Here is a 23,000-nt window from a genome sequence, read left to right as displayed (position 1 = left end):
CGACGCCTGGTTCGCCATCGCCTGGTGCGTGGGCCTCAGCGTCCTGGGCTACGTCTGGGCCCAGGCCACCTTCAACAAGACCGCCAAGAGCTGACATAGCGTCAGTAATGGACTGAGGGCCTCGGGGTCGGCGGACCCCGAGGCCCTCACCCGTTCCCGGACGCGACCGGCCGGGCCAGGGGCCGCGCTAAGGTCACGAGGGCGGCGTGCGCCGGACCGGGCGCGGCCGGGGCGTGCGGTGGTCCCCTTGGGGTACTGGAGGGCTCATGCGAGTGAGTGTGCTGGACGTGGGGTCGCGAACGGTTCGGCTCGTGGTGGTCGACACCGACAGCGGGGCGCCGCTGCCCGTGCACACCGCCAAGTGGAAGCTGCGCCTGTGCGACCACGTGGAGCCCGGTGGCCCGGTCGGCGAGGAGAGCGTGCGGAGCCTTGCGCGGGCCGTGTCCGCCGCCTCCGAGGCGTCCCAGCGCTGGGGCGCGGGGCCGCCGCTGGCCTTCGCCACCTCCGTCGTGCGGGACGCGCCCGACCGCCGTGACGTGGTGCGGGCCGTGGGCGCGCGCACCGGCGTGTGGCTGCGGACGCTGCCCGGCGAGGTGGAGGCCGAGCTGGCCTTCCTGGGCGCCCGCCGCTGGCTGGGCTGGCAGGCCGGGCCGCTGGTGCTCATGGACATCGGCGGCGGCTCGCTCGACGTGGCCTTCGGGCGGGGGCGGCTGCCGGACTTCGCGGTGTCGCTGCCGCTGGGCGCGCAGCGCCTGACGCATGAGTTCCTCGCCGTCGACGACCCGCCGTCCCCGCAGGCCGTGAAGGCGCTGCGGCGCCGGGTGCGCCACCAGCTGCGGGACGTCGCGGCCCGCGTCCGCTGGGAGGGGCCGCGCAGCGCCGTCGCCACGTCACGGACGTTCCAGCAGCTGGCCCGCCTCACCGGGGAGGCCCCCGGGCGGCAAGGTCCTTTCGTGCCCCGCACGCTGCGGCGGTCCGCGCTGCGCCGCGCCCGCGAGGAGCTGGCCCCGCTGCTCGCCGCCGACCGGGCGCGGCTGCCCGGCATCACCGCGCCCCGGGCCGGGCAGAGCCTGGCCGGGGCGGTGGTCGGGCACACGGCGATGAAGCTCATGGGCGTCAAGTCGGCGGCCGTGTGCCCCTGGGCCCTGCGCGAGGGCGTCCTGCTGCGCCACATCGAGGACGGCCCGCAGTGGTGGGACGAACTCGGCGAGGAGCCCGAACACGGCCTCCCGCCGGGCACGGCACCGCTGCGGGTCGCGATGTCCTGACCCGGGGCATCCCCGGCACGGCCGCGGGGCCCGGAGCCGTCGACCGGCCCCGGGCCCCGGGCGCGCGCCTCAGGAGCTGGCCTGGAGCCGCCTGAGGGACGCCACCAACTGGTCCACCTCTTCAGAGGTGTTGTAGAGGGCGAACGACGCGCGCGCCGCGGACTCCAGGCCGTAGTGCGCGAGCGCGGGCTGCGCGCAGTGGTGGCCCGCGCGCACGGCGATCCCGTCGCGGTCGAGCCAGTCGGCGATGCCCGCCGGGTCGTGGCCCGCCATCGTGAACGTCATGACCGCGATCCGGTCGGCCGCCGAGCCGATCACCTCCAGGCCCGGCACGGTCGACAGGGCGCCCATCGCGTACGTCATGAGGGCCTTCTCGTACGCGGCGATCGCCTCCTGGTCGAAGGACCGCAGCCAGTCGATCGCCGCCAACAGGCCCACCACACCGGAGATGTGGCCGGTGCCCGCCTCCAGGAGGTGCGGCATCGGCGCGAACGTCGTCCGCTCGAAGCTCACGGACTCGATCATGTTGCCGCCGCCCTGCCACGGCCGCATCCGCTCCATCATCTCGGGCGTCATGTACAGCGCGCCGATGCCCGTCGGCGCGAACAGCTTGTGCCCGGAGAACACATAGAAGTCCGCGCCGAGCCGCTGTACGTCGACCGGCATGTGGGCCACCGCCTGGGCGCCGTCCACCAGCACCTTCGCGCCGTAGCGGTGGGCGAGCGCGGTCATCTCGGCGACCGGCGGCACGGTGCCGAGGACGTTCGACGCGTGGCTGATCACGACGAGCTGCGTGCGGGCCGACAGCAGGTCGGTGTACGCCTTCTGGTCGATCTCGCCCTCGGGCGTCAGCGGCACGGGGACCACGCGGGCGTGGATCTCCTTCGCGAGCAGCTGCCAGGGGACGATGTTGGAGTGGTGTTCGAGGACGGGGACGAGGATCTCGTCGCCCGGCTCCATCACGGAGCGCCCCCAGCTCTGCGCCACCAGGTTGACGGCCTCGGTGGTGCCGCGCACGAAGGCGATGTTCTCCCGGCGACGGGGCGCCGAGGAACCCCGCGACCGCCGTGCGGCCCGCCTCGTACAGCTCGGTGGCCTCGCGGGCCATGGTGTGCGCGCCGCGGTGGATGTTGGAGTTGGCCGCGCTGTAGAACGCGGAAAGCGCCTCGATCACCTGGCGCGGCTTCTGGGTGGTCGCCCCGTTGTCGAGCCAGACCAGCGGATGCCCGTTCACCGTCCGGTGCAGGATCGGCACGTCCTTGCGGGCCTGCTCGGGGGAGAAGGCGCCGGGTGCCGCGGTGGCGGGCAGCGCCGCCAGCGCGTCCTCGGGGGCCGTTGGCACCCCGGTGGGGGCGGCGGGCATCCCGGGCGTCTCCGAGGAAGACACGGCGGGCACGGAGGGCACAGCGGGCATAGCGGGCACGGCGGGTGTCTGCGTCGGTGACGCCGCTGGTACCTGTGCCGTCTGGGTCGCGGTGGTCGCGGACTCCTGGGCCGTGGCCGTCGACGGCGTCGCGGCGGCCGGTGTCACCGGCGCGGCCCCCGTGGTGGGAACCGGTGACGACACCTGCTCAGGGGCCCTTAGCAGCGCCCTGAGATCAGGAGTAGTCATGGTAGTTGTTCACCTCGACGTTCTGGAGCACGGCGATGGCGTCCTCGACGAGGACCGCCGTGTTGAAGTACGCCGTCATCAGGTACGAGGTGATGCCCTTCTGGTCGGTGCCCATGTTCCGCATGGACAGGCCGGGCTCGACCTCGTCGGAGACCTCTCCGGGCCGCAGGCCCACCACGCCGCGGTCGGCCTCGCCCACGCGCATCAGGAGGATCTCGGTGGTGCCGACGGCCGCCGCCGAGCCGTTGCCGCGCACGCCGTTGCTGAACGGCACCTTGTCCGAGGGGACCAGCGGCACCCCGCGCCAGGTCAGCAGCGGGCTGCCGAACCGGGTGTCGGTGACCGGGGGCACGCCCCGCCGGGTACATTCGCGGCCGAACGCGGCGATGGCCTTGGGGTGCGCGAGGAAGTAGCTGGGCTGCTTCCACACCCGGGCCAGGAGCTCGTCGAGGTCGTCCGGGGTGGGGGAGCCGGAGCGGGTCTGCACGCGCTGGCCGGGCGCGACGCTGTGGAAGAGGCCGAACTCCGGGTGGTTGAGCAGCGCCGACTCCTGGCGCTCGCGCAGCGCCTCGATGGTGAGCAGGGCCTGCTGGCGGGTCTGGTCGACGTCGCCGCTGTAGACGTCGTGGACACGGGTGTGCACCCGCAGGATCGTCTGCGCGAGCGTCATGTGGTATTCGCGCGGCGCGTCCTCGTAGTCGACGTACGTCGCGGGCAGGTCGGGCTCGCCGACGTGGCCTGAGGTGAGGTCCACGGGCACCTCGGAGCCCGGCCGGTAGCCGTTCCCCGTGGCGTAGGCGGTGATCGAGCCGCGCACGGTGTCATCGCGGTCGGCGAGCGCCGCGAGCGCGCTGCGCTCGGCGCACAGGGCGGTGCCGGGCGTCAGCGCCTGGACGCGGTAGGGCGTGGACTCCTCGCGGGTCCAGGCGCCGAGGTCGAAGAACTGCCCGTCGCCGATCACCTCGATCAGCTGCTCCTCGCCGTAGCGCCCGGTGACGCGCTTCTCGGCGCGGCCCTGGACGATGATCCACAGCTTGGTCGCGGGGTCGCCCTCCTGGGCGAGGACCTGGCCCGGCTCGAAGCGCACCTCGGTGAACGCGTCGGCGAGCTGGGTGAGGCAGGACTCGTCGGCCTCGCGCAGATAGGGCAGTTCGCGCAGGTCGCCGGGGACGACGCGGGCGGAGTCGCCGTCGGTGTGGGTGGTTATTCGGTCGTCGCCGAGGACGAAGGTGCGGCGCCGGTTGACGCGGTAGACACCGGACTTGAGGTCCACCCAGGGCAGGGCGCGCAGCAGATAGCGCGGCGTGGTGCCGAGCATCTGCGGCGGGGTCTTGGTCGCGGTCGCGAGCTGCCGTGCTGAATCCGGTGCGAGGGTCAGACGATCGTTCACGGGAACTCCCTGAGGACGGAGGACGGATGCGGCGAATGCGAGCAGGGCCGATCGTCTTCAGGTACTTCCATGACCACAAGCTGTGATTTTTCAACTACTTTTGACGTTCGGCCGGAAAAAACCGAACTTAGGAGCCAACTAACCGGAATCCCGGCTCTGTACGGCGGAGGAAGCCGTGCCCGCGGGGAGTCGCCCGACACCCTCACCCGGCATATGCGACTGAATTTGCTCCCCTACGGGCGGTTCGCGCCCCCTAAAGCACCGCTTATGCAAGGGCTTGCGCGGCGCTCGCGCGCTCAGCCGCGCTGGTGCGGGATCGCGAGCGGCAGCTCTCCCTGACGTACCGTCACCGTCCGCGTCGGCGCGGGCACCGGGATGCCCTCGGCCCGGTAGCGCCGGTGCAGCCGCTTGATGAACTCGTGCTTGATCCGGTACTGGTCGCTGAACTCGCCGACGCCCAGGATCACCGTGAAGCCGATGCGCGAGTCGCCGAAGGTGTGGAAGCGGATGGCGGCCTCGTGCTCGGGCAGGGCCCCGGTGATCTCGGTCATCACCTCGTCCACCACCTCGATGGTGACCCGCTCGACCTGGTCCAGGTCGCTCTCGTAGCCCACCCCGGCCTGCACCAGGATCGACAACTCCTGCTCGGGCTGGCTGTAGTTGGTCATGTTGGTGCCCGCGAGCTTGCCGTTCGGGATGATGACGAGGTTGTTGGAGAGGTTGCGCACCACCGTGTTGCGCCAGTTGATGTCGACGACATAGCCCTCCTCGCCGCTGCTCAGCTGGATGTAGTCGCCGGGCTGCACCGTCTTCGCGGCGAGGATGTGCACGCCCGCGAACAGGTTCGCGAGGGTGTCCTGGAGCGCGAGCGCGACGGCGAGACCGCCCACGCCGAGCGCGGTGATCAGCGGTGCGATGGACACGCCGAGGGTCTGCAGGACGACGAGGAAGCCGATCGCGAGCACCACGACGCGCGTGATGTTGACGAATATGGTCGCCGAGCCCGCGACGCCGGAGCGCGACTGGGCCAGGGACTTGACGAGACCGGCCACGATCCGCGCCGCGGTGACCGTGGCGGCGAGGATGAGCAGCGCGGTCAGGACGACGTTGACGTTGCGCCCGGTGCGCGGGGTGAGCGGCAGCACGGCGGCCGCGGCGGCGAGGCCCGCGACGACCGCGGCGCACGGCACGAGGGCGCGGGCCGCGTCGACGATGACGTCGTCCCCGCCCCACCGGGTCCGCGTGGCCCGCACGCCGAGCCAGCGCAGGAGGGCGCGCAGCAGCAGCGCCGCGGCGATCCCGGAGACCACGGCGACCCCGGCGATCATCAGGTCGTGCAGGGTGAGGGCTCGGTCCATCAAAGTGCTCCCATGGTCGGCCGGTACGCTCCCGGTCGGTGACGCGGCCGCCCATCCTGCCCTACCGGCACGCCCCCCTCGCACCGGCCCCCACCTGCGCTCTTCACCGCCCCCAGCGCTCGTACGAGGGGCCGTACACCCGTCGTACACCCGTCGTACGGCCGTCGTGCGTCCGTCGCGCGGCCGTGGTGCGCGCCCCTGGTGTCAGCCGACGAGGCGCAGCGCGGTGTCCGCGACGCCCACCCGCACGCTCTGCCCCCAGCCGAGCGCCAGCGCGTCGCCCTCCATCCCGTCGCCGAAGGCCACGAGCCGGTCCGACTCGACGGTGAGCCACAGCCTCTGATCACCCGTCAGCTCGCCCCGCACCCGGGACGTGCCGGTCGCGGGGGACGGCCACGCCTCCCGTACGCACCACACGAGGCGGGCCTCGGCCGCCCCCGGCAGCGGCGGCGCGCCGCCTGGCGCCTGCCGCCACAGCGACCCCAGCCAGCCCGTGGCGCCGGTGCCGGTGCCGACGACGACCCCGGAGGACGCCTGCGGCTCCGGGCCGCCCGGAGCGGGGCCCGAGCTGAGGCGGTAGCGGGCGGTCTGGTGCCCGGCCGCGCCGACGTAGACCTCGTTGAGCGCGCGCAGCCGCTGGCCGTCGTCGGTGACCGCCTCGGCCATGGTGAGCTCCTCGGCGCCGGGCGCTCCGGCCGCCGCGTGCGGGAGCAGCTTCGCGGCGTCGGCGGCCCGGTGGCGCACCAGCACGCCCGGGTTGCGCCCGGGGTCGGCGTCGACGCCCACGACCGGCTGGCCCGTCAGGTACTTGGCCGCGTTGGCGACCAGGCCGTCCTGCCCGACCACGACCACCACGTCCTCGGGGGCGAACAGGAACCGGTCGAGGTCGGCCCGCTCCACCCGGCTGTGCCGCCAGCGCAGCGGCACCGCGGCGGCGACGTCGGCGAGGGCGCGCTGGGTGCGCCGGTGCCGCTCGGCGACCTCCTCGATGTCGCGTCCGCGCGAGGAGAGGAAGAACGCGGCCTGCCCGTACGTGCCATGACGGGCGATCAGTTCGTCGTACTCGGTGGCGCGGTGCACGAGGACGGCGCGCGGCGCGAGCGTCATGACGCGGCCCCCTCCGTGCCGCCGTGCGGCGTCCCGCCGCGGCCGAGCCTCGCGAGCAGCCCCGTGACGACGTCCGGCGACAGCGTGAGGCTCTCGACGCGCGGCATGTTCTCGGCGAGGCGGGTGGCGGCCAGGGCGTGCAGCGTCGCCGCGTCGGCGCCCGCGTGCGCGGCGAGCCAGACCGTCTGCGCCGCCGCGCGGGCCTCGCCGACGGCGCGCGCCGCCTCGGCCTCGGCGCGGGCGAGCCGCACCGTGCGGGCGGCCTCGGCCTCGGCGCGCACGGCGTCGGCGGCCGCGTTCTCCTCGGCCTCGCGGCGCGCGTTCGTGCCGCGCCGCTCCACCAGGAGCTCCTCCTGGCGGGCCAGTTCGATGCGGCTGGCCAGCTCGTTCTCGGCGATGGCGCGCTCGCGCTCCACGGCCACCGCGCGCCGCTCGTACGTCGCCCGGTCCGCGTCCTGCTGGACGCGCTCGCGGGCCGGGGTGCGCAGGGCCCGCTCCACCTCGGGCTCGGGGCGGACCGCCACCACGCGCACGCCGAGCACCTCGACGCCGGTCGCGGGCAGCCGCGGCTCGGCAGCGAGCCCCTCGGTGACCCGCGCGCGGACCGCGGCGACGCCGTCGGCGAGCGCCTGGGCGAGCGGGGTGCGGGCGAGCACGTCCAGGGCGTGCTCCTGGGCGGCGTCGGTGAGCAGGGTGGAGAGCCGCTCCAGGGGAGCGGAGCGCCAGGTGCCGGTGTCCGGGTCGATGGAGAAGTCGAGGCGGGCCGCGGCGAGGGCCGGGTCGCTGATCCGGTACGTCACGGTGGCCTGCACGGTGACGTCCTGGAAGTCGGCGGTGCGGGCGTGGCAGACGAGCGCCAGCTCCCGGTCGTCGACGGGCACTTCGGACAGGGCGGCGCTCAGCGGCCGGAACCAGAAGCTGAGGCCCGCGCCGTCGTGGCGGAGCCGCCCGCCCTGGTGGTGGCGGATGTGAGCGGTGGGCGCGGAGCGCAGATGGCGCAGGCCGAGGCGCCGGGTGATGTCGGCCATGGTGGACCTCCCCGTTTTCGTCACCTCGACGATATTGGCTCACGCCGATTATCGTCAAGGTGACCTGAAGGGGCTGTGCGGGGGGCGCGAACCGTGCGGGGGTCTGTGAACTGTGCGGGGGTCTGCGAAAGGCCGTGCGGGGGGTCTTCCCGGCGTCCGCTCTTTCTGCAACTCTCCTTCTGAATCTCGGCGTTCCACGGGCCCCGGCCCCTCAACGGGGCTGTTCCGCCACGACTTCCGAGGTGCAGAAGTGATGCGAAAACGGACGCGCGGCCATGACCTGGCCGATCTGCGCCGACTGAACACCGTCGTCGTGCTGCGCGCCCTGCACCGCCGCAGCCCGCAGACCCTCGCCGAACTCGCCGCGGGCACCAGGCTGTCCCGGCCCACCGTGGAGGCCGCCCTGGAGGACCTCGGCGGCCGGGGCCTGGTCGCCGACGCGGGCGCGGGGGAGCGGGTGCGCGGGCGGCCCGCGCGGCGGTTCCGGTTCCGGGCCGAGGCCGGGTACGTCGTCGGCGCCGACATCGGGCTGCACAAGATGGTGCTGCTCCTCGCCGACCTCGGCGGCACCGTCCTCGCCGCCGAACGCGCCGACGTCGACCCCCGGCTCGGCGGCGGCCCCCGCCTCGAGGTGCTCCAGCGCGGCATCGACGCCTTCCTCGACGGCCGCTGCGTGCGGCGCGACGCCGTGCTCGCCCGGTGCGTCGGCGTGCCCGGCGTGGTGGCCGCGGGCGGCCACGTCACCTCCGTCGTCGTGCCCGAGTGGTCCGGCGTCGACCTCGGGCGGCTGCTGTCCGACGGCGAGGCCGGGCACACCCTCGTCGAGAACGACGTGAACCTCGCCGTCCTCGCCGAGCGCTGGCAGGGGGCCGCGACGCTCGCGGGCGACGTCGTGTGCGTCCTCACCGGCCACCGCGTCTCCTGTGCCCTGACCATCGGCGGACGGCTGCACCGCGGCGGCAGGGGCGGCGCGGGCGAGCTCGGCCTGCTGCCGCTGCTCGGCCTGAACACCGCGCACGAGGCGCTCGCCTGGCCGGGCGAGCGCCGGGCCGACGAGTCGGAGGTGGCCGCGCTCGCCCGCGCCGCCGCGGCCGACGACCCCCGGGCGCTCGCCGCCGTGGCCGACTTCGCCGACCGGATCACCCCCGGCATCGCCGCGCTCTGTCTCGCCGTCGACCCCGAACTGGTCGTCCTCACCGGCGGCGCCGCACCGCTCGGCGCCCACCTCGTGCCGCTCCTCGAGGAGCGGCTGCGCCCGCTGACCCTGCACGTGCCGCGCGTCGCGCTCAGCTCCCTCGGCGAGCGCGGCGTCGCCCTCGGCGCCGTACGCAAGGCACTCGACCGCGTGGAGGAGGAACTGCTGGCGGACCAGACCGACTAGCCGGGCCCGTCCGGCCCCCCCCGGCCGACCCCCAATAGTTTCCCGGCCTTCTCCGGCCTTTTCCGGCCCTTTTGACCCCAATCCCAAGCGGAGGCGCGCATGCGCAGGAGGACCCTCCTCTGCTCCGGCCTCGCGGCGGCGTCGGCACCGGCGCTCGCCGCCTGCTCCGGCCAGGACGGCGGCACCGACGGCGGCGGCCGCACCACGCTGTCGTACGGCATGTGGGACCCGGCGCAGGTGCCGGGCATGCGGCGGATCATCGCGGCGTTCAAGGAGCGCAACCCCGAGATCTCCGTGCGCATCGAGCTCACCCCCTGGGCCAGCTACTGGACCACCCTGAAGACGGCCATGCGCGGCGGCACCGCCCCCGACGTCTTCTGGATGAACGCCGTCAACTTCCAGCTGTACGCGGCCCACGGCGTCCTGGAACCCCTCTCCGAGCACATCGCGCGCGACGCGACCCCGATGGACCGCCACCCCGCGCAGCTCGTGCGGCTCTACTCCTACGAAGGCACCCAGTACGCCGTACCGAAGGACTTCGACACCATCGGGCTCTGGTACAACAAGGCCCTCTTCGACAAGGCGCGCGTCCCCTACCCCGACTCCACCTGGACGTGGGACGACCTGCGCGCCGCGGCCGCCGAGCTGACCGACCCGCACGAGCGCGTGCACGGCTTCGCCGCCGAGATGCACCGCCAGTTCGTCATCTACCCGACCGTCTTCGCCGCGGACGGCTACGTCCTGCGCGACGGCCGCTCCGGGTTCGGCGACGACCGGACCGTCGAGGGCCTGCGGTTCCTCACCGACATGATCGACCGTGGCTGGTCGCCGCCGCAGAGCGCGATGGTCGAGAACGTCGCCCGGGTGCGCTACTGGTCGGAGAAGGCGGCCATGGTGTACGACGTGTCGGCGATGTCCGGGCAGATGTACGCCGTGCCCGCGCTCAAGGACCACGGCGGCGTCACCGTCCTGCCCAAGGGGCGCCGCCGGGCCACCGTCATCCACGGCCTCGCCAACGCGATCTCCGCCAAGAGCGACAAGAAGGCGGCGGCCTGGAAGTTCGTCCACTTCATGGCGGGCCGTGAGGCCGCCGAGATCCAGGCCAAGCTCGGCGTGACGATCTCCAGTTACGCCGGGACGCAGGACGCCTGGCTGAAGTCGATGCCCGAGTTCGACCTCACGTCCTTCATCGACATGAAGAAGTACGCCGTCCCCTATCCCAGCTCGAAGAACACCGCCGTCTGGGAGAACCTCCAGTATCCGCTCCTCGGCGCCGCGTTCAGCGGCAAGGGCGGGATCGAGGGGGCCGCGCGCACCCTGGGCGAGCAGATGGACCGGGCCCTGAAGGAGGAGCGCGACCGATGAGTGTCTTCCCCGCGACCGCCGCCGCGAAGGCGGCCGACCGGCGTGCCGCCCGAGGCGCGGGCACCGGTCCCGGGCGCCGCGACCAGCGCGCCGCGTACCTGTTCATCGCCCCGCTCGGCCTCGGCTTCGCGCTCTTCTACTTCTGGCCGATGATCCAGACCTTGTCCTTCAGCTTCACCGAGTTCGGCCCCTTCGGCGGCCACACCTGGACCGGCGGCGACAACTACGCCCGCGTCGTCACGGACGTCACCGTCTGGCAGGCCCTCGGCAACACCCTCGTCTACTGCGGCATCGGCCTGCTCGCGCTGCCCCTCGCCCTGGTGATCGCGGCGCTGCTCAACCGGCGCGGACTGCGCGGCGTCGCCGTCTACCGGGCCCTGTACTTCGTGCCGTTCGTGACCCTCCCCGTCGCCGTCGGCCTGGTCTGGAACTGGCTCTACAACGGTGACTTCGGGCTCCTCAACGAGGCCCTCGGCTGGTTCGGCGCCGACCGGCACTACTGGGTCTCCGACCCCTCGACCGCCGTGTTCGCGATCGGCGCCGTCATGGTCTGGTCGACCACCGGCTACTACTTGATCATCTTCATGGCGGGCATCAAGGCCATCCCCCAGGACTACTACGAGGCCGCGGAGCTGGACGGCGCGGGCGCGCTGCGGCGCTTTCTCACCATCACGCTGCCGCTGCTGAGCCCCACGGTCTTCTTCGCCTCGGTCATCTGCATGATCCAGTCCCTGCAGACCTTCGACCTCATCTACATCATGATGAACGAGCGCAACCCGGCGGTCGGCGACACCCAGTCCGTCGTGGGCCTGTTCTACAAGTGGGCGTTCACGGAGAACGCCCAGGGCGCCGCCGCCGCGCTCGCCTTCCTGCTGATGCTGCTCATCGCGGGCCTCACCTATGTGCAGTTCCGCCTCCAGAGGAAGTGGGTGCACTATGGCTGACGCGCGCACCAAGGCCACCGGCGCACGCTCCCGCGGGCGGCGCGACCTCGGCACGCTCGCGACGCACCTCGTGCTCGCGCTCGGCGCCCTCGCGATGGTCTTCCCGTTCGTGTGGCAGCTCCTTACCGCCTTCAAGTCCCTCGCGGAGGTCTCCCGCGTCCCGCCCACCGTCCTGCCCGACCACTGGCGCTGGTCGAGCTTCGACGAGGTGTTCACCGCGCTGCCCTTCCGCGAGATGCTCACCAACAGCGTGCTCAACGCCCTCGGCCGCACGGTCGGCCAGCTCGTGTTCTGCTCGCTGGCCGCCTACGCGTTCGCGCGCCTGCGCTTCCGCGGCCGCGACCTGCTGTTCGGCCTGTTCCTCTCGGTCCTGATGGTGCCGAGCTCGCTCCTGGTCCTGCCGCAGTACGACATCATCCAGAGCCTCGGCCTGCTGAACTCGGCGCCCGCCCTGTTCCTGCCGGGCATGTTCAGCGCGTTCGGCACGTTCCTGCTCCGCCAGGCCTTCCTCGCGCTCCCCAGGGAACTGGAGGAGGCCGCCCGCATCGACGGGGCGGGCTCCTTCCGCGTCTTCTGGTCGATCATGCTGCCGCTGATCAGGCCCGCGCTCGCCGCGCTCGCCGTCATCACCGCGATGACCGCCTGGAACGACCTGCTGTGGCCCCTCATCGTCAACACCGACCCGGCCGCCATGCCGATCAGCGCGGGCCTGACCTCCCTGGAGGGCCAGTACGAGACCAACTACCCGGTGATGATGGCCGGTTCCCTCATCGCCAGCCTGCCCATGCTCGTCGTCTACGTCCTGCTGCAACGGCACTTCGTGCAGAGCGTCGCCTTCTCCGGGTCGAAGAGCTGACACCCACCCCCAGCCGACCCCCGCACTCACCCAGAAAGGGGCTGTCTTCCTTGGCACGACTGGCACCACTGGCACGACTGGAACCACTGCGCATCGGCATGATCGGCGCGGGCGGCATCGCCCGCGCCCATCTGCCCGGCTGGCTCGCACTCGGCGCCACCGTCGCCGTGCACACCGTGGACAGGTCCGCCGAGAAGCTCGCCGACGAGTACGCCGCGCGCGGCCACCCCGTCACCGCCGCCCCCACGCTCGACGCCCTGCTCGCCGGGTGCCGCGCCGTGGACGTCTGCACCCCCACCCCCACCCACAAGGACCTCGCGCTCGCCGCGATCGCGGCGGGGCGGCACGTCGTGTGCGAGAAGCCGCTCGCCCTGACGGTGGCCGACGCGGCCCTGATGGCCGACGCCGCCGCAGCGGCGGGCGTGGCGCTGCACCCGGCGCACGTCGTGCGCTACTTCCCGGCGTACGCGGCGCTGCGCGCCGCCGTCGCCCGCGGCGACCTCGGGACGCTCGCCGTGCTGCGCCTCACGCGGGCCGCCGCCCGCCCCCGGTGGGCGCCGTGGTTCGGCGACCCCGCCCAGTCCGGCGGCGTCCTCATGGACCTGATGGTGCACGACCTCGACATCGCCCGCTGGCTCGCCGGTGACGTGGTACGGGTGCACGCCCGCACCCGGGGCGCCGAGCACGCCACCGGCACCGGCGGCGAGGTCGTCACCGCCACCGCCGTGCTCACCCACGCCTCCGGCGCCCTCAGCCAGGTGAGCGGCCTGTGGGGGCTGCCGGACCAGCCGTTCCGCACGACGTTCCGGGTCGCGGGCGCCGACGGGCTGCTGTGCCACGACTCCGCCGCCGTCCCCGGCCTGCGCGTCACCGCGCGAGGAGCGCGCGCCCCGGGCGAGGGCATCCCGTCGACGCCCCTGACCGAGAGCCCCTACCTCACCCAGCTGCGCGAGTTCGCCGCTTCCTGGGACGGCGCCGCGCCACAGCCCCGGGTGCGCGCCGCCGACGGCGTCGCCGCGGTGCGCATCGCCCGCGCCGCCATCGAGTCGAGCCGCACCGGCCGCGCCGTGGAACTGAAGGAGACCAGCCGATGAAGGTCGCCGTCCTGTCGTTCGCCCACGTCCACGCGGCCGCCTATCTGCGGCTGCTGCGGGACATGCCCGGCGTGGAGGTCCTGGGCAGCGACCCGGACACCGCGCTCGCCGCGCCCGGCGAGGTGCGCGGCCGCGCCGTCGCGGACTCCCTCGCCGTGCCGTACGCGGACACCTACGACGACGTCTTCGCCTGGCGTCCGGACGCCGTCGTCGTCTGCTCGGAGAACGCCCGCCACCGCCCGCTCGTGGAGCGCGCCGCCGGGCACGGCGTGGCCGTGCTGTGTGAGAAGCCCCTCGCGGCCACCGTCGCGGACGCGGAGGCGATGGTCGCCGCGTGCCGCGCGGCCGGGGTACGGCTCGCGGTCGCCCACCCCGTGCGCTTCAGCCCCGCGTACGCGGCCCTCAAACGCGCCGTGGGCTCCGGCGACACCGGCCGGGTGCTCGCCGTGTCCGGCGCCAACAACGGCCGGATGCCGAACCGGGACCGCCGCTGGTTCGCCGACCCCGCACTCGCGGGCGGCGGCGCCCTGATGGACCACACCGTCCACCTCGCCGACCTCCTCGACGACCTGCTCCAGGCCCGCGCCGTCGAGGTGTACGCGCAGACCAACAACCTCCTGTACGCGGGCGAGGTCACCGCGGAGACCAGCGGCCTGGTCACCGTGGCCTACGACGACGGCACCGTCGCCACCCTCGACTGCAGCTGGTCGCACCCGCGCTCGCACCCCTCCTGGGGCGGCCTGGAGCTGACCGTGATCGGCGAGCGCGCGACCCTGGAGATGGACGCCTTCGACCAGAAGGTCCATGGCTACAGCGAGCGCCACGGCCGGTCCTTGGAGCTGCCCTTCGGCGTCGACCTGGACGAGCGGATGCTGCGGGCGTTCCTCTTCGGCCCGGACGCCAACGCCGACGGCGACGGCATGGACGTCGCCGACGGCGAGGGCGGCCTGCGCACGCTGCGGATCGTGGCTGCGGGCTACGCGTCGGCGCGCACGGGCATGCCCGTACCGGTGGGGGCGGGCTAGGACCACCCGGCGCCTACGGGCGGGCGGTCAGCGGTTCAGCGGATGCGAGGGCCGCCCCGCCGCCTCGTCGATCTCCGTGTGCGCTTTGCCGAGCAGCTGTCCGGCGAGATCCATGAGCGCCCGCGCGCCCGCGATCTCCTCTCCGACCCGCAGCTGCTCGGAGTCGGAGGGGTGGCGCATCGCGTAGCCGTGCGCCCTCATCTCGCTACCGTCGGTGAGCCGGAGCAGGGCCGCCGCTCTCGTGCGGTGCCCGTCCTCGGTGAACTCCAGCTCCACATGCCAACCGGACAGCGTGGTCATGACGGATCACCTCCAGGGGTCACCCCGTGTGTCTCCAGGGTGCGCCCCGCGCGGACGGAACGCGAACGCGGTCAGCCGCCGAACAGCTGCGTCCAGTACGTCCCCGCCCGGCCGCCGCCCGCGAGGCCCACGCCCAGGTGCGTGAACGCGGGCTTGAGGATGTTGGCGCGGTGGCCGGGGCTGTCCATCCAGCCCTGGACGACCTCGGCGGGGGAGCGCTGGCCGCAGGCGATGTTCTCGCCGACCGCGCGGTGCGTGCTGCCCGCGGCGGCGGCCCGGTGCCAGGGCTCGCTGCCGTCCGGCGCCGTGTGCGCGTAGAAGGCGCGGACGACCATGTCCGTGCTGTGCGCCTGCGCGGCGGCGGTGAGGCGGGGGTCGGGGGCGAGGGGGCGCAGACCGGCCGCCGCCCGGTGGCCGTTGGTGAGCGCGAGCACCTCCGCCGTGCACCGGGCGAGGCCCTGGGGCGTGGAGGGCTCGGCCCACAGCGCCGTCCAGAACACGTCCCCGGAGCGGCTGTCAGTGATCTGGCCGAGGCCGACGTGGTGGTACGCCCGGTCGAGGACCGTGCGCCGGGAGCGGCCGTCGCCCAGGCAGTAGTCGAGGAAGTCGGCCGGGGTGCGCGGGCCCGACACCAGGTGCTCGCCGATCGTCAGGTACGCGTAGCCCCCCGCGGCCACGCGTTGGTACAGGGAGGTGCCGTCCGGGCCGTCCGAGCCGAGCGCTCCGTGCGCGGCCATGCCCGCCGCGTGCGCGCGGGCGGCTTCGGTGAGCCGTGCGTCGAGCTGGACGGCGGGCGCACCGGCGTCGGCCCGTGCGGCGTTCACCAGGGAGAGGAACTCCCCGAGCGGCCCGGGCGGCGCGGCCGGGGCCCGCGCGGGCGCGTGGCCGCCGGAGGGCGGTGCCGCGGCGGGGGCGAGGGGGCGCGGCAGCACGACGGTGAGGGCCTCGCTCGCGGCGGTCGGCTCTTCGGTGACCTCCAGGCCGAAGTCACGGGCCACGCCCGCGAGCCCGTCCGCGTACCCCTGGCCGAGGGCGCGGAGCTTCCAGGCGGTGCCGCGGCGGTAGATCTCGGCGAGCAGCAGCACCGTCTCCGCCCGGGGGCGCGGCGGGGCGAACCGGGCGACGGCCTGCCCGCGCTCCCCGCTGACCTGGAGCACGATCGAGGGCAGCCGGCCGAGCGGCGTGTCGGGCTCGGCCGGGCTGACCACGAGCGTGACGCGGCTCGCCCCCGAGCGCAGCCGGCGCGCGTCCACGGTGAGGGCGTCGCCGCTCAGGCGGGCGCCGGAGGTGGCGGGCTGGTTGTAGAACACGAAGTCGGTGTCGCCCGCGACCTTGCCGCTGTCGCCCGTGATCAGGGCCGACAGGTCGAAGGGGCCGGGGACGCGCAGCGTGAGGCTGCCGTCCGGCAGCGGCAGATTGCCTCCCGGGACCAGCTCGTTCATCGGCGCCGCCTGTCGGTCGGGTCGGTGGTGCCCGCGTCAGCCCGGGCGCTGCCCTGGACAACGCGCGGGCCGACCGCCGGGGTTCCCGGCTCCGGCGCCCGGCGGAGGGGCCGGGCGCGCGCCCACGACCGGAGGCGGATTCGGCGCCGCGCGGGCCGGTATTAGCGTGGACCCTGCGCGTGGCGATCCCACCCGCACCGGTGAAAGCCGACAAACAAGCTCAATTCAGTACAACTCTGACAGGATCCGAGGTGCCCGCCCCATGCCCAGGCGTACGGAGCTGATCGAAGGACTCATGCAGCGGCACCCGAGCGTGCCGCGCGAGGCGGTGATCAAGGAGGACCTGCTGCGCGGCGGCATGGCCTTCGACGAGTCGGCGCTCAGCGACAGCGCCAACGAGGCCGCCGGGGACGTCAAGCCCAAGTCGTACTTCATCTTCTCCTTCGACCACGGCACCCTGCCGGAGCTCGGCGCCGCCGCCCTGCGCCGCCCGCCCGAGGAGATCGTCCTGACCGGCGGCCCCTACGAGCTGCGCCGCACCGTGGTGTCGGTGCGGGTCAACCCGTCCTCGCCCTACCGCGTGGCCGCCGACGCCGACGGAATGCTCGGCCTGTACCTGGACGGCGAGCGCATCTCGGACGTGGGCGTGCCGCCGATGCCGGAGTACTACCGGCACAAGCTCGCCAACGGCAAGTCGGTCATGGAGGTCGCGCCCACCATCCAGTGGGGCTACCTGATCTACCTCACGGTCTTCCGGGTGTGCCAGTACTTCGGCGCCAAGGAGGAGTGCCAGTACTGCGACATCAACCACAACTGGCGCCAGCACAAGGCGGCGGGCCGCCCCTACACGGGCGTCAAGCCCGTCGAGGAGGTCCTGGAGGCCCTGGAGATCATCGACAAGTACGACACCGCGAAGACCTCCACGGCCTACACCCTCACCGGCGGCGCGGTCACCTCGACCATCGGCGGCAAGGACGAGGCCGACTTCTACGGCCAGTACGCCAAGGCCATCGAGGAGCGCTTCCCCGGGCGCTGGATCGGCAAGGTCGTCGCCCAGGCGCTGCCCAAGGAGGACGTCCAGCGCTTCCACGACTACGGGGTGCGCATCTACCACCCGAACTACGAGGTCTGGGACCCGTATCTGTTCGAGCGCTACTGCCCCGGCAAGGAGCGCTACGTAGGCCGCGACGAGTGGCACCGCCGCATCCTGGACTCCGCCGAGGTCTTCGGGGCGCGCAACGTCATCCCGAACTTCGTCGCGGGCGTCGAGATGGCCGAGCCGTTCGGCTTCAAGTCCGTCGACGAGGCCATCGACTCCACCGTCGAGGGCCTGCGCTACTTCATGGCGCACGGCATCACCCCGCGCTTCACCACCTGGTGCCCCGAGCCCACCACGCCGCTCGGCAAGGCCAACCCGCTCGGCGCGCCCCTGGAGTACCACGTGCGGCTGCTCCAGGAGTACCGCGCGACGATGGAGGAGTTCGGCCTGTCCTCGCCGCCCGGATACGGCCCGGCGGGACCCGGCAACGCGGTGTTCTCGGTGAGCTCCTTCATGGACAGCCTCCCGGCGGAGCAGGCCGTGCCCGAAGCGCCCGAGGCGCCCGAGCGGGTCTGACGCGCCTGAGGGCGCGGTGCCGGATCGATTCAGCGTCCTCTTCCGGGTGATGGGGCGGATATCGGGACAACACGTCGGGCAGCTCTGCGGAGACCCACCCATTTCATCCGCAGAAAGGCTGTTCATGCGCCGTATCGCTGCCCTTGCCGTTGGAACGCTGGCCCTGCTCGGCGCGGTCGCCGCGCCCGCGAGTGCCGTCCCGGACCCGGTGGCCACCGTCGACTGCGCGGTCCAGGAGGTGACGGGCCTCGTGGACCTCGCGAACCTGGGCGTCCCGGCGGAGGTGCCGGTCACGGGGTGCCTCGCCCCGTGACGTGACGTGAGCGGCGGGGCCCGGGGCGACCCCCCGGGCCCCGCCGCGTCGCCTCGTACACTGCGGCCACAAGATCCCCGAGGCCGGAGGCACCTCATGACCCAGCGGGTAACCGTGATCACCGGCGGCAGCCGCGGCATCGGCGCCGCGACCGGTCTGCGCCTGGCCCGCGAAGGCCATGACATAGCCCTCGGCTACCGCTCGGACGCCGAGGCCGCCGAGCGGGCCGCCGACGCCGTGCGCGACACCGGCCGCCGCTGCGTCACCGTCGCCCTGGACACGGCCGACGAACACGACGTGGACCGCCTCTTCGACCGGGCCGCCGCCGAACTCGGCCCCGTCACCGGCCTGGTGAACAACGCGGGCGTCAGCGGCCCCAACGGCCCCCTCGCCGAGGCCGACGCCGCGGGCATGCGCCGCGCGATCGACGTGAACGTCCTCGGCTATCTGCTGTGCGCCCGCCGCGCCGTGCGCGACATGACCCGCACCGGCGGCGGCGCCGTCGTGAACATCTCCTCGGCCGCCGCCACCCTCGGCAGCCCCGGCCAGTACGTCCACTACGCCGCGACGAAGGCCGCCGTGGACGCCATGACCGTCGGCCTCGCCAAGGAGGTCGCCCGGCTCGGCATCCGCGTCAACTGCGTGGCCCCCGGCATCATCTGGACCGGGTTCCACGAGGACCCCGAGCGCCCCGCCAAGCTCGCCGACACCATCCCCATGGGCCGCTCGGGCCGCCCCGACGAGGTCACGGGGGCGGTGTCCTGGCTGCTCTCGGACGACGCCTCGTTCACCACCGGCGCGGTCCTGCGCGTCGCGGGCGGGATGTGAGGGGACACGGCCCCGCCGGGCGCCGCCCTCAGTCCCCGAGCAGCGCGTCGCCCTGCGCGCTCCTGCGGTAGCGCACCACGTTCCGGTCCCGCTCGCGAAGGACCAGGCCGGAGCGGTGCAGGACGCCCAGGTGGTACGAGACCGTGGCGGGCGCCAGCTGGTGGCGGGCGGCGAGCTCGCCGGTGGTGCGGGGCGCGGCGAGGTCGCCGAGCAGCGCGGCCCGGCTCCTGCCGAGAAGCCGGGCCACGCCGGGCCGCCGGGGCCGGTCCGCGGCGGCGCCGAGGCCCGCCGCGGGATAGCCGAGCACCGCGTTGTCCGGCTCGCCGAGCTGCACGCTGACCAGGGGCCAGGAGGCGGCCATGGGGGCGAGGACCACTTCGGCGCCGTGGAACGGGATGGTCTCCTCGTAGTTCTTGCGGACCGTCAGACGGCCGTCAGCCCAGGTGATGTCGGGGTGCAGCGACCTGAGGAGGTGTCCGACGCCGTAGGTGGCCATGTCGGTGGAGCGGGCGGCGGCGTCGGCGTCGAGGACCGACTTCAGGCCGCCCCAGCCGTCGGCGACCGCGTCCTGCCAGAACTGGCGCAGACCGTTCGCGGCCCGCGCGGCGAACGTTCCCGACTCCACCGCGTCCAGGACGTCCCCGGGCACCGGCCCGTCCAGGAAGCGCACTTGGCACACCTGGAACGCGGCCTCCTCCGGCGAGGTGCCGTCCATGGCCTGCAACTGCCCGGCGAAGGCGCGTGCCGCGGGGCCCGCGGCGGGCTTGGGCGTCAGCAGGTCCGGCATGTAGGTCGGGCCGCCCGGCAGGGACAGGCACTGCGCGACGAGCCGCACGTCACGGTGGCGCAGCGCCCAGCGGGCCGCGGCCCCCGGGTCGCCGAACACGGGGTGCCGGCCGCCGGTCACGGCGTACCGCAGCCACCAGACGGCCTCCAGCGCGGGGGACAGGGCGATGCGGACCCGGCCGACGGACTCCGCGTCCAAGAGCGCGTGGATCACGCCTGGGAGCGTAGCCGCGCCAGGGGCACGGCCGGACGCGTCGTCCCGGCCATTCGAACGTCGTCGAATTCCTTACTCCCGCACGGCGTACGGCAGTTGGCTGGTGTACGGCGAGGGGCGGAACGTGACGCGCGGCGGTGACGCCGCACCGGTCGTGGGGGCCCTGCGGCACGTGGGGCGGTGGCAGGGGGCGCGCGTCGGCCTGACCGCCCCGGCGTGCGGCGAGGAGCACGGCCGTGTGCCGCCGCTCCACGCCCGAGGCGGCCGCGCGGTCACCTGACGGCCCGCGCGGCACGGCGCGGGGCGGGGCCCGGACGAGGGGGCGGGCCCCGCCCCGCGTCATGACCGGCGGCGAGTGTGCGTGCCGGGCGCCGCGAGGCCGCGGAGATCCCGCAGGAGGGCCCTAGATGATGCCCTCGGCGATCTCCGCCTGCTCCTTGTCCGAGCCGTACGCGGCCGGGGTGTTGTAGGAGCGGCGGGCCACGAACCACCACACCGTGGCGAGGACCAGGACCACGGCGAGCGCGATGGACGCGTAGTTCATCGTCTCGGCGGTCACCGGCGAGGACTGCGGCAGGCAGAACAGGACCGTCACGAAGGCCACCCAGCACACCGCGATCCAGCCGACCGGCTTGCTCCAGCGGCCCAGGTTCCACGGCCCCGGCTGGAACCGGTCGCCCGCCTTCAGACGCAGCAGCACGGGGATGGCGTAGGCGGGCGTGATGCCGATGACATTGATCGCGGTGACGGCGCCGTACGCCGTCTCCGAGTACAGCGACGGCAGCGCGATGACGCCCGCGAGGCCCACCGAGAGCCACACCGCGGGCACCGGCACCTGCGTCTTGAGGCTCACCTTGCGCCACAGGCCCGAGCCCGGCAGCGCGCCGTCACGGCTGAAGGCGAACACCATGCGGCTGGCGGCGGCCGTCTCGGCGTTGCCGCAGAACAGCTGCGCCACGATCACGATGAGCATCAGCGCCGTGGCGCCGGAGGTGCCGAGCCCGTCGATGAAGATCTGCGCGGGCTCCACCCCGGTCTTGGTCTCCTGGGTGCCCACGTAGTCCTGGATGGCGAAGGTGAGCCCGGCCAGGAGCACGAACCCGGCGATCCAGGAGACCCAGATCGCGCGCACGATGCCGCGCGCGGCGGTCACCGAGGCGTTGGAGGTCTCCTCCGACAGGTGCGCCGAGGCGTCGTACCCGGAGAACGTGTACTGCGCCAGGAGCAGACCGATCATGCACACATACAGCGGGCTGTCCCAGCCGGTGTCGTTGACGAACTCGCCGAACACGAACGACGGCGACTGGTGCGAGTCGGGCACGACCGCGAGCACGCCGACGATCACCGCGACGCCCGCCAGGTGCCACCACACGGAGATGGAGTTCAGGAGGCTGACGAGGCGGACGTTGAAGAGGTTCAGGAGCGCGTGCACAAGGAGGATGCCCAGGAAGATCACGAACGTGGAGCCCGGGGTCGGCGTGAAGTCCGTGTGCATGCTCAGCAGCGCCCCGCTGAACAGCGCCGCGCCGTAGTCGATGCCCGCGATCGCGCCCAGCAGACCGAGGAGGTTCAGCCAGCCCGTGTACCAGCCCCAGCGGCGCCCGCCGAGCCGGTCCGCCATGTAGTACAGGGCGCCCGACGTCGGATAGGCGCTGGTGACCTCGGCGAGGGCCAGGCCCACGAACAGGACCATGAGGCCGACGCCGGCCCAGCCCCACATCATGACCGCGGGCCCGCCGGTGCCGAGGCCGAAGCCGTACAGCGTCATGCAGCCGGACAGGATGGAGATGACGGAGAAGCTGATGGCGAAGTTGCCGAAGCCGCCCATGCGACGGGCCAGGACGGGCTGGTACCCGAGTTCTCTCAGCCGCTGCTCCTCGTCGGGCAGCGCTGGTATCGAGGCGGAACTCGACACGGTGGTGCGTGACACTGGTCAAACCTCCGGGGGAGAGCGGGGGTGCGGAAGTGCGGGGGGGTGGGTGTCGTGCGTATGCGGGGGTGTGCGGAGGTACGGGGTGCGCGGGGTGTCAGTCGCGCGGGCCTGGGCCGCGCGCGGCGTGGTAGCAGCGCGTGCGGGCCTGCGTGAACGCCTCGGCGGCCGCGTCCGCGTCGTTCGGTGACTGCGTGCGGTACGTCCACGGCACCACGGCGAAGAACGGGTCGAGGGCCTCGAAGACCCGTACCGCGTCGTGGAAGTGGTGCGCGCCCCACAGCGCGTGCGCCAGGTAGTTGAGGTCGAGCAGCGAGGCCGCCTCCGGCCGGGTGTGGTCGAACCACAGCTGGAGCGCCCTGAGCGCGCCGCGCGTCGCGTCCTCCGCGATCCAGTGCAGGTCAAGGGCCCGCTCGCTGCCGCCCTCGCGCCGGTAGCGCTCCACCCGTACATACAAGGGGAGCAGGTGCAGCGGCGAGCCCGCGGGCGCCGAAGCCGACGCCCAGTGCACGAAGTTGACCGCCTCGGTGAGCGGCGCCCCGGGCCTGCGGTGGTAGGCGAACTGGAGCATGCGGTGGTATGCCTCGCGGTTGCCCGGGTCGCGCTTGTCGGCCTCGGCGAGGATCTGCCACGGGCCGGGGAAGAGCATCGGCTCGGGCGCGGCGACGCGGTGCTCGTCCCAGCGCTGGCCCTCGTCGAGCTGCGCGAGGGCCAGCAGGCAGATCCACGGCACGGGGTCCTCGGGGGAGGTCTGCGAGGCGACGCGGCAGGCGGCGTTGGCCTCGCGCCACAGGTCGTTGGTGTGCCGGTGGCCCGCGCGGTGCGCGCGCAGGGCGCGCTCCACCGTGACCCGCGTGTGCAGGACGGTCGCGGCGACGCTGCGCGGCTCCTCGGCGAGCCAGGCGCGCACCACGTCGGACCCGGCGACCGCGGCCGCCAGGATCTGGGTGCGCTGCGTCCACAGGCCCCAGTCGGGGGTCTCGGTGAGCAGGTTCCTCGTCGACACCCAGCGGCCTGCCTTGAGGTCCTGGAGCACGGCGCGCAGCGGCGCGTCATGACCGGCCGGGTGATACACCGGGCGGGCTAAGGGCATCGGCTTGGTCCTCTGGGCTCTGACGGCGGAGCGGGTGCGATCCGGGCCGCG

Annotated in this window: 20 protein-coding genes and 1 pseudogene; 11 read left to right on the top strand and 10 right to left on the bottom strand. The window is 73.6% G+C overall.

What is annotated here, in order from left to right:
- Nucleotides 1-266 precede the first annotated feature (266 nt).
- Nucleotides 267-1,268, top strand: coding sequence for a Ppx/GppA family phosphatase (locus AC07A4_RS37690; protein ID WP_478608067.1), 1,002 nt, complete (start codon nt 267-269; stop codon nt 1,266-1,268).
- Nucleotides 1,269-1,337: 69 nt separating this feature from the next.
- Here the strand turns inward: AC07A4_RS37690 and AC07A4_RS37685 are convergent.
- From AC07A4_RS37685 to AC07A4_RS37665, 5 genes and pseudogenes are all read right to left on the bottom strand, one after another.
- Nucleotides 1,338-2,880: pseudogene (locus AC07A4_RS37685) on the bottom strand (SufS family cysteine desulfurase).
- On the bottom strand, nt 2,867-4,270 hold the full coding sequence (locus tag AC07A4_RS37680) for a family 2B encapsulin nanocompartment shell protein (RefSeq protein ID WP_478608064.1): 1,404 nt from the start codon (nt 4,268-4,270) through the stop codon (nt 2,867-2,869). Before AC07A4_RS37680 ends, AC07A4_RS37685 begins: the two are co-directional and overlap by 14 nt.
- A 296-nt stretch (nt 4,271-4,566) precedes the next feature.
- Complete coding sequence (locus AC07A4_RS37675; protein ID WP_478608061.1) at nt 4,567-5,628, bottom strand: mechanosensitive ion channel family protein; 1,062 nt, start codon at nt 5,626-5,628, stop codon at nt 4,567-4,569.
- Nucleotides 5,629-5,832: 204 nt separating this feature from the next.
- Nucleotides 5,833-6,735 (bottom strand): hypothetical protein, encoded by a 903-nt coding sequence (locus tag AC07A4_RS37670; protein ID WP_478608058.1) that lies wholly within the window; start codon nt 6,733-6,735, stop codon nt 5,833-5,835.
- A complete protein-coding gene (locus AC07A4_RS37665; RefSeq protein WP_478608056.1) occupies nt 6,732-7,763 on the bottom strand; it encodes an SPFH domain-containing protein in 1,032 nt (343 codons plus the stop codon). Before AC07A4_RS37665 ends, AC07A4_RS37670 begins: the two co-directional genes overlap by 4 nt.
- 253 nt (nt 7,764-8,016) lie before the next feature.
- On the opposite strand from AC07A4_RS37665, the gene AC07A4_RS37660 reads away from it, so the two are divergent.
- From AC07A4_RS37660 to AC07A4_RS37635, 6 genes are all read left to right on the top strand, one after another.
- Nucleotides 8,017-9,144, top strand: a complete 1,128-nt coding sequence (locus AC07A4_RS37660) for an ROK family protein (RefSeq protein ID WP_478608055.1) — start codon at nt 8,017-8,019, stop codon at nt 9,142-9,144.
- A gap of 99 nt (nt 9,145-9,243) precedes the next feature.
- A complete protein-coding gene (locus AC07A4_RS37655) occupies nt 9,244-10,509 on the top strand; it encodes an ABC transporter substrate-binding protein (protein WP_478608053.1) in 1,266 nt (421 codons plus the stop codon).
- Nucleotides 10,506-11,453, top strand: a complete 948-nt coding sequence (locus AC07A4_RS37650) for a carbohydrate ABC transporter permease (protein ID WP_478608051.1) — start codon at nt 10,506-10,508, stop codon at nt 11,451-11,453. Before AC07A4_RS37655 ends, AC07A4_RS37650 begins: the two co-directional genes overlap by 4 nt.
- Complete coding sequence (locus AC07A4_RS37645) at nt 11,446-12,309, top strand: carbohydrate ABC transporter permease (RefSeq protein ID WP_478608048.1); 864 nt, start codon at nt 11,446-11,448, stop codon at nt 12,307-12,309. Before AC07A4_RS37650 ends, AC07A4_RS37645 begins: the two co-directional genes overlap by 8 nt.
- A gap of 50 nt (nt 12,310-12,359) precedes the next feature.
- A complete protein-coding gene (locus AC07A4_RS37640; RefSeq protein WP_478608045.1) occupies nt 12,360-13,403 on the top strand; it encodes a Gfo/Idh/MocA family protein in 1,044 nt (347 codons plus the stop codon).
- Entirely contained in the window at nt 13,400-14,428 is a 1,029-nt protein-coding gene (locus tag AC07A4_RS37635; protein ID WP_478608042.1) for a Gfo/Idh/MocA family protein, read from the top strand. Before AC07A4_RS37640 ends, AC07A4_RS37635 begins: the two co-directional genes overlap by 4 nt.
- Nucleotides 14,429-14,455: 27 nt before the next feature.
- Here AC07A4_RS37635 and AC07A4_RS37630 read toward each other — a convergent pair whose 3' ends face one another.
- Nucleotides 14,456-14,728, bottom strand: coding sequence for a DUF1876 domain-containing protein (locus AC07A4_RS37630; RefSeq protein WP_478608039.1), 273 nt, complete (start codon nt 14,726-14,728; stop codon nt 14,456-14,458).
- A 71-nt stretch (nt 14,729-14,799) separates the two neighbouring features.
- Nucleotides 14,800-16,170 carry a CAP domain-containing protein gene (locus AC07A4_RS37625; protein WP_478608036.1) on the bottom strand — a complete coding sequence of 457 codons (1,371 nt, stop codon included), beginning with the start codon at nt 16,168-16,170 and terminating at the stop codon, nt 14,800-14,802.
- Between the two features lie 262 nt (nt 16,171-16,432).
- Here AC07A4_RS37625 and AC07A4_RS37620 point away from each other — a divergent pair, with 262 nt between their 5' ends.
- The 3 genes from AC07A4_RS37620 to AC07A4_RS37610 all read left to right on the top strand — a co-directional run bounded on the left by AC07A4_RS37620 (nt 16,433) and on the right by AC07A4_RS37610 (nt 18,926).
- The gene (locus AC07A4_RS37620) at nt 16,433-17,785 is read left to right on the top strand and encodes a radical SAM protein (RefSeq protein WP_478608033.1); all 1,353 of its coding nucleotides are present in this window, start codon (nt 16,433-16,435) and stop codon (nt 17,783-17,785) included.
- A gap of 124 nt (nt 17,786-17,909) precedes the next feature.
- Entirely contained in the window at nt 17,910-18,098 is a 189-nt protein-coding gene (locus tag AC07A4_RS37615) for a hypothetical protein (RefSeq protein WP_361837354.1), read from the top strand.
- A gap of 96 nt (nt 18,099-18,194) precedes the next feature.
- Complete coding sequence (locus AC07A4_RS37610) at nt 18,195-18,926, top strand: SDR family NAD(P)-dependent oxidoreductase (RefSeq protein WP_478608029.1); 732 nt, start codon at nt 18,195-18,197, stop codon at nt 18,924-18,926.
- Between the two features lie 28 nt (nt 18,927-18,954).
- On the opposite strand, the gene AC07A4_RS37605 is transcribed toward AC07A4_RS37610, so the two are convergent.
- Nucleotides 18,955-19,926, bottom strand: coding sequence for an ArsR/SmtB family transcription factor (locus AC07A4_RS37605; protein WP_478608026.1), 972 nt, complete (start codon nt 19,924-19,926; stop codon nt 18,955-18,957).
- Between the two features lie 124 nt (nt 19,927-20,050).
- Between AC07A4_RS37605 and AC07A4_RS37600 the strand changes: the two genes are divergently transcribed.
- Entirely contained in the window at nt 20,051-20,206 is a 156-nt protein-coding gene (locus AC07A4_RS37600) for a hypothetical protein (RefSeq protein ID WP_478608024.1), read from the top strand.
- Nucleotides 20,207-20,329: 123 nt separating this feature from the next.
- On the opposite strand, the gene AC07A4_RS37595 is transcribed toward AC07A4_RS37600, so the two are convergent.
- Both AC07A4_RS37595 and AC07A4_RS37590 read right to left on the bottom strand, forming a co-directional pair.
- Nucleotides 20,330-21,856 carry an amino acid permease gene (locus AC07A4_RS37595; protein ID WP_478608022.1) on the bottom strand — a complete coding sequence of 509 codons (1,527 nt, stop codon included), beginning with the start codon at nt 21,854-21,856 and terminating at the stop codon, nt 20,330-20,332.
- Between the two features lie 97 nt (nt 21,857-21,953).
- Entirely contained in the window at nt 21,954-22,949 is a 996-nt protein-coding gene (locus AC07A4_RS37590) for a hypothetical protein (RefSeq protein WP_478608019.1), read from the bottom strand.
- Between the last annotated feature and the right edge of the window lie 51 nt (nt 22,950-23,000).

It is taken from the genome of Streptomyces sp. NPDC043996 (assembly GCF_056435225.1).
This window is presented reverse-complemented; position numbering and strand designations above follow the sequence as displayed.